Origin of the sequence: Streptomyces sp. NPDC060232 (genome assembly GCF_042726555.1) — a bacterium.
Lineage (GTDB): Bacteria > Actinomycetota > Actinomycetes > Streptomycetales > Streptomycetaceae > Streptomyces.
The window spans coordinates 1-15,781 of sequence record NZ_JBHXAG010000020.1 but is presented as its reverse complement, the minus strand read 5'-3'; the positions used below and the strand labels follow the sequence as shown (position 1 = coordinate 15,781).

General features: G+C 72.6%; 13 protein-coding genes and 2 pseudogenes. 7 read left to right on the top strand and 8 right to left on the bottom strand.

What is annotated here, in order from left to right; translation table 11 throughout:
• Positions 1-196 precede the first annotated feature (196 nt).
• The 6 genes and pseudogenes from xdhC to ACFWFZ_RS25725 form a co-directional block, all read right to left on the bottom strand.
• Positions 197-1,078, bottom strand: a complete 882-nt coding sequence (gene xdhC / locus ACFWFZ_RS25750) for a xanthine dehydrogenase accessory protein XdhC (protein ID WP_387125455.1) — start codon at positions 1,076-1,078, stop codon at positions 197-199.
• A gap of 1 nt (position 1,079) precedes the next feature.
• Entirely contained in the window at positions 1,080-3,479 is a 2,400-nt protein-coding gene (gene xdhB, locus ACFWFZ_RS25745) for a xanthine dehydrogenase molybdopterin binding subunit (protein WP_387125335.1), read from the bottom strand.
• The gene (locus ACFWFZ_RS25740; RefSeq protein WP_387125334.1) at positions 3,476-4,948 is read right to left on the bottom strand and encodes a xanthine dehydrogenase small subunit; all 1,473 of its coding nucleotides are present in this window, start codon (positions 4,946-4,948) and stop codon (positions 3,476-3,478) included. Before ACFWFZ_RS25740 ends, xdhB begins: the two co-directional genes overlap by 4 nt.
• Positions 4,949-5,358: 410 nt before the next feature.
• A complete protein-coding gene (locus tag ACFWFZ_RS25735; protein ID WP_387125332.1) occupies positions 5,359-5,856 on the bottom strand; it encodes a metallophosphoesterase family protein in 498 nt (165 codons plus the stop codon).
• Between the two features lie 172 nt (positions 5,857-6,028).
• Positions 6,029-6,946: pseudogene (locus ACFWFZ_RS25730) on the bottom strand (amidase); the annotation flags it as partial.
• The gene (locus ACFWFZ_RS25725) at positions 6,933-7,142 is read right to left on the bottom strand and encodes a hypothetical protein (protein WP_387125331.1); all 210 of its coding nucleotides are present in this window, start codon (positions 7,140-7,142) and stop codon (positions 6,933-6,935) included. The pseudogene ACFWFZ_RS25730 and the gene ACFWFZ_RS25725, both read right to left, overlap by 14 nt.
• Before the next feature lie 165 nt (positions 7,143-7,307).
• Between ACFWFZ_RS25725 and ACFWFZ_RS25720 the strand changes: the two genes are divergently transcribed.
• Positions 7,308-8,225: an MBL fold metallo-hydrolase gene (locus tag ACFWFZ_RS25720; protein WP_387125330.1), complete on the top strand. Its 918-nt coding sequence runs from the start codon at positions 7,308-7,310 to the stop codon at positions 8,223-8,225.
• Here the strand turns inward: ACFWFZ_RS25720 and ACFWFZ_RS25715 are convergent.
• The gene (locus ACFWFZ_RS25715; RefSeq protein WP_387125329.1) at positions 8,177-8,806 is read right to left on the bottom strand and encodes a TetR/AcrR family transcriptional regulator; all 630 of its coding nucleotides are present in this window, start codon (positions 8,804-8,806) and stop codon (positions 8,177-8,179) included. The genes ACFWFZ_RS25720 and ACFWFZ_RS25715 overlap by 49 nt on opposite strands.
• Positions 8,807-9,053: 247 nt before the next feature.
• Positions 9,054-10,811 carry a SpoIIE family protein phosphatase gene (locus ACFWFZ_RS25710; protein WP_387125328.1) on the bottom strand — a complete coding sequence of 586 codons (1,758 nt, stop codon included), beginning with the start codon at positions 10,809-10,811 and terminating at the stop codon, positions 9,054-9,056.
• A gap of 294 nt (positions 10,812-11,105) precedes the next feature.
• Between ACFWFZ_RS25710 and ACFWFZ_RS25705 the strand changes: the two genes are divergently transcribed.
• From ACFWFZ_RS25705 to ACFWFZ_RS25680, 6 genes and pseudogenes are all read left to right on the top strand, one after another.
• On the top strand, positions 11,106-11,585 hold the full coding sequence (locus ACFWFZ_RS25705) for an MSMEG_6728 family protein (RefSeq protein ID WP_387125327.1): 480 nt from the start codon (positions 11,106-11,108) through the stop codon (positions 11,583-11,585).
• Between the two features lie 84 nt (positions 11,586-11,669).
• Positions 11,670-12,122 (top strand): annotated as a pseudogene (locus ACFWFZ_RS25700) (alcohol dehydrogenase catalytic domain-containing protein); the annotation flags it as partial.
• A 518-nt stretch (positions 12,123-12,640) separates the two neighbouring features.
• Positions 12,641-13,834, top strand: coding sequence for a glycoside hydrolase family 64 protein (locus tag ACFWFZ_RS25695; protein ID WP_387125326.1), 1,194 nt, complete (start codon positions 12,641-12,643; stop codon positions 13,832-13,834).
• Between the two features lie 17 nt (positions 13,835-13,851).
• The gene (locus ACFWFZ_RS25690) at positions 13,852-14,592 is read left to right on the top strand and encodes an RNA-guided endonuclease InsQ/TnpB family protein (RefSeq protein WP_387125325.1); all 741 of its coding nucleotides are present in this window, start codon (positions 13,852-13,854) and stop codon (positions 14,590-14,592) included.
• Between the two features lie 338 nt (positions 14,593-14,930).
• Complete coding sequence (locus ACFWFZ_RS25685; protein WP_387125324.1) at positions 14,931-15,107, top strand: transposase; 177 nt, start codon at positions 14,931-14,933, stop codon at positions 15,105-15,107.
• Positions 15,108-15,265: 158 nt separating this feature from the next.
• Positions 15,266-15,655 carry a transposase gene (locus ACFWFZ_RS25680; RefSeq protein ID WP_387125323.1) on the top strand — a complete coding sequence of 130 codons (390 nt, stop codon included), beginning with the start codon at positions 15,266-15,268 and terminating at the stop codon, positions 15,653-15,655.
• The last annotated feature ends 126 nt before the right edge of the window (positions 15,656-15,781 follow it).

Sequence of the window (15,781 nt, the reverse complement as noted above, 5' to 3'; positions counted from 1 at the left end):
GGCCCCCTCCCCGGGGAGCGCCGCGGCTTCTGCTCGGAAGTCTCTACGGGGCCGGGCGGCCACCCGTACTGGCAGAACCGACGAAGATCCGGACATCGTCCCGGCGGCGTCTACGGCGTCTACGGCGTCTACGGCGTCTACGGCGTCCACCGCGATCCGGGGAGCAGCCGGCACCCGCTCCCCGCCACTGCCACCGCTACCGGCCGCCGCCGGTCGGCGGCTCGGCGACCGGGGCGTGCGCAACGGCCGTCACCGCCTCCGGTACGGCCCGGCCGCGGTCCTGTTCGAACCTCCGGAGCAGGTCCGCCGCCACGCTCACCGCGATGGTGGCGGGCTCCTTGCCGGCGATCCCCGAGATCCCGATCGGCGTCTTGATGCGGTCGATCGCGGCGGGGTCGTGGCCGCCCTCGGTGGCCAGGCGGTGGCGGAACCGCGACCACTTCGCCGACGAGCCGATCAGACCGATCGAGCCGAGCCCGGCGGTGCGCAGGGCTGCGTCGCACAGCGCGGCGTCCTCCGCGTGGTCGTGGGTCATGATCAGGACATGGGCGCCGGGCGGCAGCTCCGCGAGCACCTCCTCCGGAAGCAGCAGGGCGCGGTGCACGTGGACCTGCGCCACGGCGTCCGCGAGCACGCCGAGCCGTTCGTCGGCGAGCATCTGCGGGCGGGTGTCGACCAGGTGCAGGTCGAGGTCCTGGCGGGCCAGGATGCGTGCCAGCTCCAGGCCGACGTGCCCGACGCCGAACACCGCCACCGCCTCGACCACCGGCAGCGGTTCGAGCAGCACGGTGACTGCCCCGCCGCAGCACTGCACGCCGTGCGGGCCGGTGGCCTTGTCGTTGAGGGCGAAATCCATCAGTTCCGGCTCCGGATCGGCCGCGCCGGTCAGCTCCCGCGCCCGGTCGACGGCGACGGCCTCGATGTTGCCGCCGCCGATCGACCCCCAGGTCCCGGTGCGTCCCACGACGAGCTTGGCACCGGCCCGGCGGGGCGCGTGGCCGCGTACGGTCGCGACGGTCACGAGCACGCCGGGTTCCCGGCGGGCCCGCAACCGCGCGACCGCGGCCACCCAGCTCATGTCAGGCATGGCTCAGAGCGCTCGCTTCAGCCGGGACCCCGCTGCCGTCGGGCGCGTACCCGCCGGGCCGCGTGCCCCCGCCACGGGCTCCCTCGACCGCCCAGTACACGGCCTCGGGTGTCGCCGGGGAGGCGAGTTCCACGCTGATCCCGTCGGGCCCGAACGCCGCCGCGGCCTGCCGCAGCGCCTCCCGTACGGAGAAGGCCAGCATCAGCGGGGGTTCGCCGACCGCCTTGGAGCCGTAGACCGCGCCCTCCTCCGTGGCGTTCTCCAGCAGCCTGACGTTGAACTCCTCCGGCATCTCCGAGAAGCTCGGCAGTTTGTACGTGCTCGCCGCCTGGGTCAGCAGCCGGCCGCGGTTCGGGCCGTCGCCGGCGTCCCACCGGAGGTCCTCCAGCGTCAGCCAGCCCGCGCCCTGCACGAAGCCGCCCTCGACCTGACCGATGTCGATCATGGGGGAGAGGCTGTCGCCGACATCGTGCACGATGTCCACCCGCCGGATCCGGTAGGCGCCGGTGAAACCGTCCACCTCCACCTCGGCGGCGGCGGCGCCGTAGGAGAAGTACTTGAACGGCGAGCCCTGGAACACCGCCGCGTCCCAGTGCAGGCCCTCGGTCCGGTAGAAGCCGGCCGCCGACAGCTGGACCCGCTGGACGTACGCGGTGCGCACCAGGTCGTCCCAGGCCAGCTCCGCGTCGCTGCCGAGGGCCCGGGCGACCCCGTCGACGATGCGCACGTCCGAGGCGTTCGCACCCAGCCGGGTGCCGGCGACCTGCAGCAGCCGCTCACGGATCTGCTCGCAGGCGTTCTTCACCGCCGCACCGTTGAGGTCCGCCCCGGCGCTGGCGGCGGTGGCGGAGGTGTTGGGCACCTTGTCCGTGCGGGTCGGGGCCAGCCGCACCCTGTGCAGCGGGATGCCCAGCGTGGTCGCGGCCACCTGCAGCATCTTGGTGTGCAGGCCCTGCCCCATCTCGGTGCCGCCGTGGTTGATCAGGACCGAGCCGTCCTTGTAGACCAGCACCAGCGCGCCGGCCTGGTTGAAGGCGGTGAGGTTGAAGGAGATCCCGAACTTGATCCCGGTGATCGCGAGCGCCCGCTTGGTGTGGGGGTGCGCGGCGTTGAAGGCCTCGATCCCGGCCTTGCGGTCGGCGATGCCGGCGTCGTCCTGGACCTGGCGCCAGACGGCGGAGATCCGTTCGGGGTGCAGGACCCGCTGCCCGTACGGCGTCGACTGCCCCTGCCGGTAGAAGTTGCGTTCGCGCAACTCCATGGGATCCAGGCCGAGCAGCGGTGCGCACCGGCCCATGATGTCCTCGATCACCAGCATGCCCTGCGGTCCGCCGAAGCCGCGGAAAGCCGTGTTGGAGACCTTGTTGGTCCTGGCGACGCGGCCGGCGACGCGCGCGTTGGGAATCCAGTAGGTGTTGTCGATGTGGCAGAGCGCGCGGGCCACCACGGGCTCGGACAGGTCCAGGCTCCAGCCGCCGTCCGCGGTCAGGGTGGCGTCCAGGGCCTGGATGCGGCCCTCGGCGTCGAAGCCGATCCTCCACGTGGCGTGGAAGCCGTGGCGCTTGCCGGACATGGTCAGGTCCTGGGTCCGGTTGAGCCGTACCCGGACCGGTCGGCCCGTCAGCCTGGCGCCGAGTGCGGCGACGGCCGCGAACCCGTGGGGCTGCATCTCCTTGCCGCCGAAGCCGCCGCCCATCCGCAGGCACTGCACGGTCACCTCGTGGCTGTGCAGGCCGAGCACGTGCGCGACGATCTCCTGCGTCTCCGAGGGGTGTTGGGTGCTGCTCTGGACGAACATCTGACCGTTCTCGTCGACGTGGGCCAGTGCCGCGTGCGTCTCGAGATAGAAGTGTTCCTGATCGGAGAAGTTCAGCTCCCCGGTGAACACGTGCGCGGAGTCGTCGAAGCCGGCGTCGACGTCACCGGTCACCATCACGGGCCGGGCGCCGTGGAAGCTCCCGGCCGCGATCGCCTCCCGCAGCGTGATCACGGAGGGCTTCTCGTCGAGGTCCACCTCGACGGCCGCCGCACCGAGCCGGGCCGCCTCCAGGGTCTCGCCGAGCACCCAGGCGACGGCGTGGCCGTGGAACATGACGGTGTCGGGGAACAGCGGTTCGTCGTGCTTCATCCCGGCGTCGTTCACGCCGGGCACGTCGGCGCCGGTCAGTACGCGGACCACGCCGGGCACGGCGAGCGCGGGCCCGGTGCGCAGCGCGGTGATCGTGCCGTGCGCCTTCATGACCTGGACCGGGTAGGCGTGCAGCACGTCCTTGGTGCGGTGGACCAGGTCGTCGGTGTAGAGGGCGGCGCCGGTGACGTGCAGGCCGGCGCTCTCGTGCGGCAGCGGAAGGCCGACGACGGGCTTCTCGGGGCGTTCGGACAGATGGCTCATGACGACACCGCCTCGGTGGTTCGCGCGTACAGCTTGAGCAGGCTCTGGCCGAGCATCGCGGAGCGGTAGCCGGCGCTGGCCCGGTGATCGTCCATCGGCGTGCCTTCGCTCCGGAGTACCTGGGCCGCAGCCCCGGCGGTCTGCTCCGTCCAGGGCCGGCCCTCCAGAGCGGCCTCGGCGGCGAGGGCGCGGATCGGGGTGGCGGCCACGCCGCCCAGCCCGATGCGTGCCTTGCGGACGGTCCCGTCCTCGATGTCGAGCGCGAACGCCACCGCCACGCCGGAGATGTCGTCGAAGCGCCGCTTGGCGATCTTGTGGAAGGCTGTGACCGGTGACAGCGGCAGCGGGACGCGCACCGCGCGGATCAACTCGCCCGGGCGGCGCACGCTCTGCCGGTAGCCGGTGAAGTAGTCGCAGAGGGGGACTTCGCGCTCGCCGTCGGCGTCGGCGAGCACCAGGGACGCCTCCAGCGCGAGCAGGACCGGCGGGCTGTCACCGATGGGGGACCCGGTACCGAGATTGCCGCCGAGGGTCGCGCTGTTGCGGATCAGCCGGGACGCGAACTGCGGGAACAGCTCGGCCAGCAGCGGTACTTCGCCTTCGCCGCCGAGTCGGCGTTCGATCTCCGTGAGGGTCAGTGCCGCCCCGACCTCGATGTGGTCGGATCCGACCCGCAGCTCCCGCAGTTCGGGCAGCCGGTCGACCGCGACCACACAACCGGCCCGTCGGGAGCGGATGTTGACCTCGACACCCCAGTCGGTGCTGCCGGCGACGACCACCGCCTCGGGGCGCTCGCGCAGCAGCCGCACCGCGTCGGCCAGGGTGGCCGGCCGCAGGAACGTGCTGTCCTCCTGCGTGTACCGGGTGGCGGCCGGCGCGGGCGGAGACTGCTCGCGGCGCCGCGCCAGAGGGTCGTCCTCGGCGGGCATGCCGACGGCGAACGCGGCGTCGCGGATCGGGCGGTAGCCGGTGCAGCGGCACAGGTTGCCGCTCAGCGCGTGCAGATCGAAACCGTTGGGACCGTGCTCGGCGCCGTCGGAGCCCTCGGCCGGGCCGGCGTGCGCGCAGCGGTCGGGCCGGTAGTACTCGGAGGCCATGCTGCAGATGAATCCCGGTGTGCAGTACCCGCATTGGGAGCCGCCGCGGACGGCCATCTCCTCCTGTACGGGGTGCAGCACCGCCGGCGTACCGGGTGCGCCGGCGGTGGCAAGGCCCTCGGAGGTGACGACCTCCTGCCCGTCGAGCGCCGCGACCGGGACCAGGCAGGCGTTGACCGCCACCCAGTCGGTGGGCTTGCTCACCCCGGGACGGGCCACCAGGACCGAGCAGGCGCCGCATTCACCTTCGGCGCAGCCTTCCTTGGTACCGGTCAGGCCCCGCTCGCGGAGGAAATCGAGCACCGTGGTGTGGGGTGCCGCCGGCGCGATCGGTGTTTCTTTCCCATTGACCGTGACCCGCGCTGCTACCATGGCACGTCCTCATTTCGGCGGGCGGTCGATCGGACTGTCCAAGTCGCCATTTCAGAGCTTTCTCTTCCGGTGGCCGCGGCCCGGGAACAGGCAGCGCGACGCATCGGCACGCGACGGCGTGCCGTGAGTGGTGACATAGATGAGAAGGTGCCGGGGCCGCAATCGGGCACGCCGGCAAGGGGGCTGCTCAGCAGCCGTGTGCTACACGACCCGGAGCCCAGGCGATCTGGTGTGCGAGGCGAATCAGGCCGGAGACGGTCGACATCCGGTTTCGCCTCCTTCCAGCAGCTCACGAGCGGGTGCGGTCGAAGTTACGTTGCCGCGGCTTCATCGGTCAAGCGCGGTGCAGGGCATCCGGAACGATCCGGAGCGACGCGCGGGCCCCGGGATCCTACCGAGGCCTCACAGCCTCACCCGGGCAGTCGGTGGAGGACGACATCGCGCAGGGCGCCGTCACCGGCGGTGAGGGTCAGGTAGGTGTGGTGGGGCTGGCGCCGGCGGTCAGTGGGCGAGCCGGGGTTGAGCAGGCGCAGTCCGCCCGGGGCGGTGGAGTCCCAGGGGATGTGGCTGTGGCCGAACACCAGGACGTCCGTGTCGGGGAAGAGCGCGGCGCAGCGCCGTTCGCGTCCGGCGGCCGGTCCGGTCTCGTGGACGACGGCGAAGCGCAGGCCGCCGAGTTCGGCGCGGGCGACCTCGGGGAGCCTGCGGCGCAGGGCGGGCCCGTCGTTGTTGCCGTACACGGCGATCAGACGCCGCGATGCCGACTCCAGTACGTCGAGGGTGGATTCGTCGGTCCAGTCTCCGGCGTGGATCACCACGTCGACCTCGCCGGCGGCCGTCAACAGGCCCTCGGGCAGGCGCTTGGCCCGCGCGGGGACGTGCGTGTCCGAGGTCAGCAGCAGCCGCATGGGCCCACCGTAGCCGCCGCCCCCGGCCCGCGTCTCCCGGCCCGCGTCTCCCGGCGCGCGTCTCCCGGCGCGCGTCTCGCGGCAGGCTGCCCCGCGCGGCGCAGCCCCAGGGTCTGCGGGTCCGCCTCGCCGGCGAGGCCGCCCGGCGCGAGCCCGGCACTACACCGCCGGTGCCGCACTGGGTCGCCCGGATGTAGCGCGCCATCGGGATCTCGACGTCGACGAGGTGCGCGCCGAGGGCCTCCGGCCGGGTGATCGCGCCCCGTACCGCGGCTTCGACGTCCGGGTCGACCTGGTCGAAGTAGTAGTTGCCCGGCACACCCACCCGAAGCCCCGTCAGGTCCGTGCCGGGACCGGGCCGGTAGTCGTCCGGAGGCGCCGCGACGGACGCCGGGTCGTGCGGGTCGCGGCCCACCAGGGAGGCCAGGACCAGCGCGGCGTCCTCCACGGTCCGGGTGATGGGCCCGACGTGGTCGAGCGACCAGGACAGCGAGGTCACACCGTGCCGGGGGACCAGCCCGTACGTGGGCTTCAGGCCGACGACCCCGTTCAGGGCGGCGGGCACCCGGATCGACCCGCCGGTGTCGGTCCCCAGCGCGAAGGTCGCCGCGCGCGCCGCCACCGCGACGGCCGATCCGCCGCTGGATCCGCCGGCCACCCGGCTCCGGTCCCAGGCGTTACCGGTCTGAGGGGTGGTCAGGCCGTAGGCGAACTCGTGGGTGTGGGTCTTGCCGACGAACACCGCCCCGGCCGCGGAGAGCCGTGCGGCGACCGTACTGCCGGCCGGCGCCCTGTGGCCCCCGCGTACCCGGGAGCTCGCCGAGGTCGCCGTCCCCGCCACGTCGATCAGGTCCTTCAAGCCCGCGGGTATGCCGTGGAGGGGGCTCCTGGCCCCGCCCGCGGCGATCTCGTCGGCCGCGCGTCGCGCCGAACCCCGCGCCCGGTCCGCCGTCACCGAGACGTAGGCACCCAGGCGGGGTTGCACCTGCCCGATGCGCTCCAGCACCGAGTCCACCAGCTCGACCGGCGACACCCGGCGGGTCCGGATCGCCTCGGCGGCGTCGGCCACGGTCAGTTCATACGGCTGCATCGCGCCGCTCCCCTCCCGCGCGGTACGCGGCGGCCGGCGGTGTGTCCCCGAAGTCCAGTTCCCGCAGGACGGATACGACGGAGTGGATGTGTGCGGCGGTGGCTGTCACGCCCGCGTGGCGTTCGGGTGCCAGGGGGAGGCCGGAGCGTGCGGCCCAGCAGGCCGCCTCCGCAGGGGTGAGGGCGTCGGCGGACATGGGTGTCCTTCCTGAACGGGCCGAGAGGGAGGGGGTGGTGGACGTTCACCGCACCTAAAAGCTAACAGGTTGCGTTAGCTGAGGGCAGGACCTAGGTTACCTAAAAGCGAACCAGTCGCTTTTAGGTGGGCCCCTCGCCCTCCGCGGACGCAGGAAGGCCCCACCGTGCACACAGCACCGCCCGTACTCGCCCCGTCCTGGACGATCGGCTCCGTCACCGTCCACCGCATCGACGAGATCCCCCTGCCGTCGCAGACCGGCCCGTGGCTCCTGCCCGCCGCCACCGCCGACCTCGTCTCCGAACGCGACTGGCTACGCCCCGACTTCGCGGATCAGGACGGCGTCCTGCGCCTGGACAGTCACAGCTTCGCGATGGTCGTGGACGGGCTGCGCGTCCTCGTCGACACGGGGATCGGCAACGGCAAGACGCGCGCCAACCCCGCGTGGCACGACCTGCGCACCGACTACCTCGAACGCCTCGCGCTCGCGGGATTCCCGCCGGAATCGGTGGACCTGGTCCTGCTGACCCACCTGCACACCGATCACGTCGGCTGGAACACGCACGAGGCCGACGGCAGTTGGGTGCCGACCTTCCCCAACGCCCGTTACCTCACCTCGAAGGCGGAGTACGACTTCTGGGTCGCCTGCGACATGGACGACGCGCGAGCGGCCGTGTTCCGTGACTCCGTGCACGCGGTCGACGAGGCGGGCCTGCTCGAAGCGGTCGACGTACCCGCCGGGGGAGTCGCCGTGGCCGCCGGTCTGGAGCTGGTGCCGGCGCCGGGGCACACGCCGGGCCACGTGGCCGTCCGCGTGACCGGCGGCGGCGCCACGGCCCTGATCACCGGGGACTGCATCCATCACCCCGTGCAACTGGCGCACCCGGAGATCGGCAGCTGCGTCGACATCGACCCCGGGCAGGCCGAGGCGACCCGCCGCTCGCTCCTCGCCTCGCTCGCCGGCACGGGCGGGCTCCTCCTCGGGACGCACTTCCCCCCGCCGACCGCGGGCCGCGTGGTCGCCGACGGCGACACCTACCGGCTCGAACCCGTCACCGGCGGGGCCGCGGACGCCGCGGCCTGACGGACGGGTCGGCGAGCCGCGTCGAAGCCGTCCAGGAGACCCTCCACGAGCCCGCGCGCGTAGTCGGCGGTGAGGCCGCCGGGGCGGAAGAGGATGCGGTACATCATGGGCGCCACGACCCGGTCCAGCACCAGCTCGACCCCCGGCGCGCCCTCGCCGCGCTCCGCCGCCCGGGCGAGTACGACGCCGATCTGCTCCGCCGCGTACTCCGAGCACCGCGCGGCGTTGTCGCTCTCGGGGGCCCCGAGCAGGGCGTCGCGGATGTAGGCGCGGCCGACCGGCGAGGCCATCTCCTCGATGAACTGCTCGGCCCAACTGCGGAGGTCCGCGGCCAGGTTGCCGTGGTCCCGCGGCGGAGTCTCCGGCCGCAGGTTCTCCACGGCGACGTCCGACAGCAGCTCCTGCAGGTCGCCCCAGCGCCGGTAGATCGTCGACGGGGTGACGCCCGCGCGCGCCGCGACCAGCGGAATGGTCAGCTCCGCACGGCCCAGCTCGGCCTGGAGCTCACGCACCGCGGTGTGCACCGCCTGCTGGACGCGGGCGCTGCGACCGCCGGGGCGGACCATCGGTTTGCGGCTCATGGCGGCAGCTTAAAGCAAAGTTCCTGCTTCAAGGAGCACACGGCGATGAGCCTGCCGGTCGTCGGCGCGGGCGTCCTGACGCAGTCCTACGGGCTGCGGACGGCGGCCCACCTGCACCCCGCCCTGTACCCCGCCCTGGTCGTCCTGCCCGCCGCGGCCGCACTGCTCACCCCCCGTCGTCGCCGCCCGGGCCGCCAGGAAGGCCGGACGCCGCGTCCGGCGCCTGCCGCCCGCTGGGCAGGCCGGGTCAGGGAGCGCACACGCGTACCGCGAACAGGACGGCGTCGTCCCTGGCGTCCCGGGGAGCGACGGCGTCCAGGAGGGACCGCAGCAGCGCGTCCAGCGGAACGTCCGGGGGAGCGGTGGCGAGCCGGTGGGCGAGCCGGTCGACGTCGTCCTCGATGTCCCCGCCCGGCTGCTCCACCAGCCCGTCGGTGTACAGCAGCAGGATGCTGCCCGGGGCCAGGGAACGGCTGTCACAGCTGCGGGGCCCCGGCTCCAGGGCGTGGTGCAGCAGCACGTCGTGTTCCGTGAGGCTCTCCACGGCGCCGTCCGCGGCGACCAGGAGCGGGGCGGGGTGGCCCGCGTTGCTCCACCTGAGCTGCCAGCGGCCGCCGCCCGTCGGAGTGAGATGGGCGTGCACGGCGGTGCCGCTGGCCGGAACGTGCAGTCGGCGGCAGGCCCGTTCGAGCGCGCCGAGGGCCTGTTCCGGCCCGTCGCCCGGATGGTCGTGATCGGCCTGGCGCAGCATGCTGCGTACCTGGCCCATGAGGGCGGCGGCCCGCATGTCGTGCCCGGCGATGTCGCCGACCGTCAGCGCCAGCGCGCCCGCCGCGTTCGTACCCGGTGCCACCGGCAGGGGATAGGCGTCGTACCAGTCACCGCCCACCATGTCGCCCTGCGCGGCCGGCCGGTACAGGGCCGACAGCTCCAGGCCCGGTACCTCGGGGAGTTCGGTGAGCATGGCGCGCTGCAACTGCCGGGCGATGGTGACCCGTTCGTCCAGGTGGAGGGCGCGCTCGACCGCCTGGGCGGTGTAACCGGCGAGTGTGGTCAGGACCGCCCGCTCGTCCACGCCGATCTCGTACGGCGCGTCCCAGCCCAGGACCAGCGCCCCGAGCGTGTCGTGCGTGCCGCGCAGGGGCAGGCAGGCGGCGGTGCCGTGGTGGAGGGTGTCGAACGCCGGGGTGGCCAGGGGGAGGCCGGAAGCGGTGTCGGCGCCTTCGCTCTCCGGCGGCGCATGGACCACGATCATCCGGTTCTCCCGCACGGCCCGCGCGACCGGCCAGTCCGAACCGACGGGGAAGGCTTCGGTGCCGGCCACGCCGGCCACGCCGGCCACGCCCGTCCCGCCGGGCGCGGTGTAGGCGTCGTCGACGGGATGCAGAACGTGGTGGAGCATCCCCTGCCGCACCAGCACCAGATCGATGCGGGCCGGCTTGAGGTCCCCGCTGACCAGGTCCCCTACCCGCTGGCGAACGTCCTCCAGGCCGCTGGTGTCGGCAAGGTCCTCGGACGCCCGCAGGAGCAGCTCGGACCGGTTCAGCAGTTCGTGCGCGCGGGTGGCCGCGCCCTCCGCCGCGTGCGCCGCGTCCTGCGCCGCCTCGCGGGCCTGGCGGACGATCTCGGAGCGTGTCCGCAACCGCATCTGCGCGCTGCACGCGGCGGCGAGGTCCGACAGGTCCCGTACGTCCTGCTCGCTCCACTCCCGGTGGTCGCGGTCCGTTACGGCGAGGACGCCAAGGAGTTCGCCGGAACCCCCGACGAGCGGGACGCCCGCGAACGCGAAGGCCGCGCCGGCGCCGCCGTCACCGGCATAGGACAGGAAGCGTGGCCGCCCGTCCTCCGCGACCCGCCGGCAGCACGCCAGCACGGCCGGGTCGGGGCTCGTCCCGGTCGGCCAGCACTCGGGGACCGCGCCCGCGGCCTCTGCTGCAGGCTCCAGCCAGACGAGTCCCAGCGGTACCGCCAGAAGCCGCGTGGCGAGCCGGGCGAACCGATTCAACCCGTTTCCTCTCCTACCGGGTTGCACCTGCACCCTCGATGCCTCCCATCGTAGGGGTATCGCGCCGAACACGCCGATCACGCCGAGCCCGTGCCGACCTGCGCTGACGAGCCATGGCGCGCCTTGACAAGCCCTGACAAGCGGGCCGCCCCGAGCGCGGCACCGGCCTGCGGCCCGACGCGGTTTCGGCGGGCGCCCCAAGGGCAGGCGCACGTGGTGGGCCAGTCGAAGGCACCGGTACCCGGCGCGCACTCACCGCGAGGACCTGCCGGGCACCACCAGGGAGGAGACCCCGTGCAGACCTTTCTCCCCTATGCGTCGTTCCGGGCCTCGGCAGCCGTACTCGACCCCCGGCGGCTCGGCAAGCAGCGCGTCGAGGCACTCCAGGTACTGCGCGGCCTGATCGTCCCGGGCTACGGATGGCGCAGGCACCCGGCCGTGCGCATGTGGACCGGCTACGAGGAGGCCCTCGTACGGTACGGGCTGGACGTCTGCCGGACCTGGACGGCCGAGGGACGCGCCGACACCTGCGCCGTCACCCTCGTCCAGGACTTCCGAGCCTGGCTGCCGGGCGGGGAGCCGAGGACGCAGCGGCAGTTGGCCGCCGACGGCGACCTCCCACCCTGGCTCGGCGCCCCCGACTTCCACCGGAGCCACCAGTCCGCGCTGGTCCGCAAGGACCCGGACTTCTACCGCCCGCACTTCCCCGAGGTCGCGGACGACCTGCCGTACGTCTGGCCCGACTCCGACCGGACGCCGCGGCGGGCGACGTGACCGGGCCGCGCCCGGTTCCCTCCGGACCGGTGCGGCCATGCGCCTGGTGCACGGAGAGATCCCGGGGGGCGATGAGGAGGCGTCATGAGGGCTCTGACATGGCAGGGCAAGCGGGACGTACGCGTCGACACGGTGCCCGACCCCGCGATCCGTGACGGCGACGACATCATCGTCAAGATCACGACGACCGGCCTGTGCGGATCCGATCTGCACCTCTACGAGGTCCTCGGCGCCTTCCTCGACCCCGGTGACATCCTCGGCCACGAACCGATGGGCGTGGTCGCGGAGGCGGGCCCGGACGTCACCGCCCTCAAGCCGGGGGACCGGGTCGTCGTCCCCTTCAACATCTCGTGCGGGACGTGCCACATGTGCGTCCGCGGACTGCACTCCCAGTGCGAGACGACACAGGTCCACGAGCACGGGACCGGCGCCTCCCTCTTCGGCTACACGAAGCTCTACGGGCAGGTGCCGGGCGGCCAGGCGGCGTACCTGCGGGTGCCGTTCGGCAACGCCCTGCCCGTCAAGGTCCCGGACGGGCTCGGGCAGGCGCCGCGCCGCGCACCTCCCGGCCCTACGGTGGACGGTCCCTGATCACGCAGGAGACGCACATTCCAGCCCAGCCGCCCGCGGGCCGACCTGACGACGCCCGCCAGGACGCCCTGTTCGGCCCGGAGGACATCGACACGGGGCAAGCGTCCCGCGCGCAGGCGGACGTCGGCCCGCTGTTCAGGTACTCCGCCACCGCGCGCCGGCAGCTGTCCGTACGGGCGATCCTCGCCGATCCCGCGGCCGCGGCCTCCCCGCGCGGCCGGCAGGTCCTCGCCCGGTACCCCGGCGCCGAGATCGTGCCCGTCGCCCGGCCGTCGGGGCGATGCGCGCACTCGTGACCGCCGACGCGCCGTGGCTGCGGATCCGTTACGCCTTCCGACTGCTGAGCCCATGTCAAGAGTATTGACAGAAGTTGAACGCAATCGGACGCTGAGAGCGCTCTCACGTTTCAATACATCGACCCCTGCCCTGTCGGCTCCCCATCGGCAGGCCCCCACGCGAGGAGGATGAGAGTGTCCCGCTTGTCGAAAGTGCTGGCGTTCGGCGTCTCGGCGCTGACCGTCGGCACCGGTCTGCTGTTCTTCGGTCCGCCGCCGTCCGCCGACGCCGTCCCGGCGACCATCCCGCTCACCATCAAGAACAACTCGGGACGCAGCGAGCCCGTCTACATCTACAACCTGGGCACCCAGCTCGCGTCGGGCCGACAGGGCTGGGCCGACGCGAACGGCACGTTCCACCCCTGGCCCGCCGGAGGCAATCCGCCGACCCCCGCGCCCGATGCGGCGATCGCCGGTCCGGCCAACGGGCAGACGAAGACGATCCGGATGCCCAAGTTCTCCGGCCGCGTCTACTTCTCGATCGGACAGAAGCTTGTCTTCAAGCTCACCAGCGGCGGCCTGGTGCAGCCCGCCGTGCAGAACCCCTCCGACCCCAACCACAACATCCTGTTCAACTGGTCCGAGTACACCCTCAACGACGGCGGCCTGTGGATCAACAGCACCCAGGTCGACATGTTCTCCGCCCCGTACGCGGTCGGCGCGAAGACGCCGGGCGGCACGGTCAAGAACACCGGCCGCCTCAAGGCCGGCGGTTACGACGCAGTCTTCGGCGGTCTGCGTTCGGCCGGCTGGGGCGGCCTGATCCACAGCCGCCCGGACGGCACCCCCCTGCGCGCGCTCTCGCCCGGCCACGGCATCGAGGCGGGCGGCATCCCGGCCGACGCGATGAGCGACTACATCAACCGCGTCTGGAGCAAGTACAGCTCCTCCACCCTCACCATGACGCCGTTCGCGAACGAACCGAACACCAAGTACTACGGCCGGGTCTCGGGCGACGTCATGAACTTCACCAACGGCTCGGGGGCAGTGGTCACCAGCTTCCAGAAGCCCGATTCCGACAGCGTCTTCGGCTGCTACAAGCTGTTGGACGCCCCCAACGACACCGTCCGCGGCCCGATCTCCCGCACCCTGTGCGCGGGCTTCAACCGCTCGACGCTCCTGGCCAACCCGAACCAGCCCGACACAAACGGTGCCGGCTTCTACCGCGACGCCGTCACCAACCACTACTCCCGCCTCATCCACGCCCAGATGACGGACGGCAAGGCGTACGGCTTCGCCTTCGACGACGTGGGCGCCCACGAGTCGCTGGTCCACGAGGCGAACCCCCAGGAGGCCTTCATGACCCTGGAGCCGTTCAACTAGGACCGGCCTGGCGACGGGTGCGGAGCCGTTCCGCCCCGTCGCCCAGGCACCCCCCGCGGGGTCGAGTCGGCGGCCGGCCGTCCCGACGGGGCCGTTCGGTCCTCAGTGGTTGTGGCGTGCCCCGTGCTCCATCTACTGGGGGTGGGCCCCGCGGGCCTGGGGGCCGAAGGGGGCGAGGGGCGTCCGCCGGGGGCCGTCGCGGTGAGGGGGATGCCGAGGCTCTGGCACATCCGAAGAACCGGGCCAAGGCCCGCACCAGGGTCGCACGGCAGCACGCCCGCGTGGCGGACCGGCGCAGGGACTGGCACCACAAGGAATCCACAAAGATCATCCGCGACAACCAAGCGGTGTACGTGGAAGACCTCGCGGTGTCCGGCCTCGCCCGCACCCGCCTCGCCAAGTCCGTACACGACGCCGGATGGTCGGCGTTCGTCGGCATGCTGGAGTACAAGGCCGCCAAGCACGGCCGGTACTTCGGCAGGATCGGACGCTTCGAGCCGACCAGTCAGGTCTGCTCCGCCTGCGGGATCAAGGACGGCCCCAAACCCCTCAACGTCCGCGAATGGACGTGCCAGGAGTGCGGGACCGTTCACGACCGCGACGTCAACGCCGCACGCAACATTCTGGCCGCCGGACGGGCGGACAGGCTAAACGCCTGTGGAGCGCCGGTAAGACGGGCATCCGTACCCGCACAGCGCCGTGAAGCAGGAAGTCACCAGAAGGGCCAGACGGCCCAGGCTGGAATCCCCGTCCTTTAGGGCGGAGAGCACGTCAATGATGGCCATGCCGTACCCCTCCGCACAGCGGGATCCCCAGGACGACACCAGTGTGCGCCAGGCGGGCCGCCCGGACGAGTCGGACCGCCCCGTCAGGCCTTGAGGGCCCGTCCCGCCACTGTCAGGGCCGGGCGGCGCAGAGTCGGCGTGGACGCCGTCGCGGAGAGCCGGTCGCCGATCCGTGCGGGGTCCTGGTCGGTGAACGGGCCGTGACTGTCGAAGCCTGCGTTGTCGATCGGAGCGGCGGGCGACGAGTGAGACGTCCGCGCCGCGCTCCGGCCTGATCGACAAGACACCCCCGCCCAGGGCCTGTTGCGAAAGTGCATCTTGTTCGTTCAAGATCACGTCTTGTGGGACGTGGGGATCTGACGAATGACCAGTGGGCCCGGCTTGAGCCGTTGCTGCCTTCGGGTATCAAGCCGGGCCGGCCGCAGGTGTGGACGCGGCGGCAGCTGATAGACGGCATACGGTGGCGGACACGGACCGGCGCCCCCTGAAGTGACGTGCCCGAGCGTTACGGCCCGTGGGACCGGGTCTACGACCTGTTCCGGCGCTGGCAGCGGGACGGAACCTGGGCGGGGATCCTCACCCGGCTCCAGGCCGAGGCGGATGCGAAAGGCCTGATCACCTGGGAGGTGAGCGTCGACTCCACCGTGTGCCGGGCCCATCAGCACGCCGCCGGGGCGGTGAAAAGGGGGATCTCCAGAAGGAGCCGCCCGGCGGGATCGCCGTCGAGCCGGCCGACCACGGGCTCGGCCGGTCCCGGGGCGGCCTGACCAGCAAAATCCACCTCGCCGTCGAACAAGGCCAGAAGCCGTTGTCGGTGGTGATCACGGCCGGCCAGCGGGGCGACTCCCCGCAGTTCGAGCCGGTCCTGGAAGCGATCCGGGTGCCCCGGATCGGACTCGGCAGGCCGCGCAAGCGGCCTGACCGAGTACGTGCCGACAAGGCCTACGACTCCCGCAGTAACCGGTCCTACCTGCGCAGACGTGGCATCAAGGCCACTATCCCGATGCCTGCGGACCGCGTCCGCAACAGGCTCTAGTGCCGCGCCAGGCGACGTTCGCCCCGTCGCGGCGTCCGGCACGCACTCTCGCCGCACCGGCCGAAAGCCACGTACGTCCCGTACGAGCGCTCCCGGCCGGCACGCCGAGAGCACGCACCGGACGCC

What these genes read in the sequence shown, in the direction of transcription:
- ACFWFZ_RS25725 (WP_387125331.1), bottom strand. Translation starts at nt 7,142, where the DNA reads ATGTCCGCCGACGCCCTCACCCCTGCGGAGGCGGCCTGCTGGGCCGCA.
- ACFWFZ_RS25695 (WP_387125326.1), top strand. Translation starts at nt 12,641, where the DNA reads ATGAGAGTGTCCCGCTTGTCGAAAGTGCTGGCGTTCGGCGTCTCGGCG.
- ACFWFZ_RS25715 (WP_387125329.1), bottom strand. Translation starts at nt 8,806, where the DNA reads ATGAGCCGCAAACCGATGGTCCGCCCCGGCGGTCGCAGCGCCCGCGTC.
- ACFWFZ_RS25740 (WP_387125334.1), bottom strand. Translation starts at nt 4,948, where the DNA reads ATGGTAGCAGCGCGGGTCACGGTCAATGGGAAAGAAACACCGATCGCG.
- xdhC (WP_387125455.1), bottom strand. Translation starts at nt 1,078, where the DNA reads ATGAGCTGGGTGGCCGCGGTCGCGCGGTTGCGGGCCCGCCGGGAACCC.
- ACFWFZ_RS25735 (WP_387125332.1), bottom strand. Translation starts at nt 5,856, where the DNA reads ATGCGGCTGCTGCTGACCTCGGACACGCACGTCCCCGCGCGGGCCAAG.
- xdhB (WP_387125335.1), bottom strand. Translation starts at nt 3,479, where the DNA reads ATGAGCCATCTGTCCGAACGCCCCGAGAAGCCCGTCGTCGGCCTTCCG.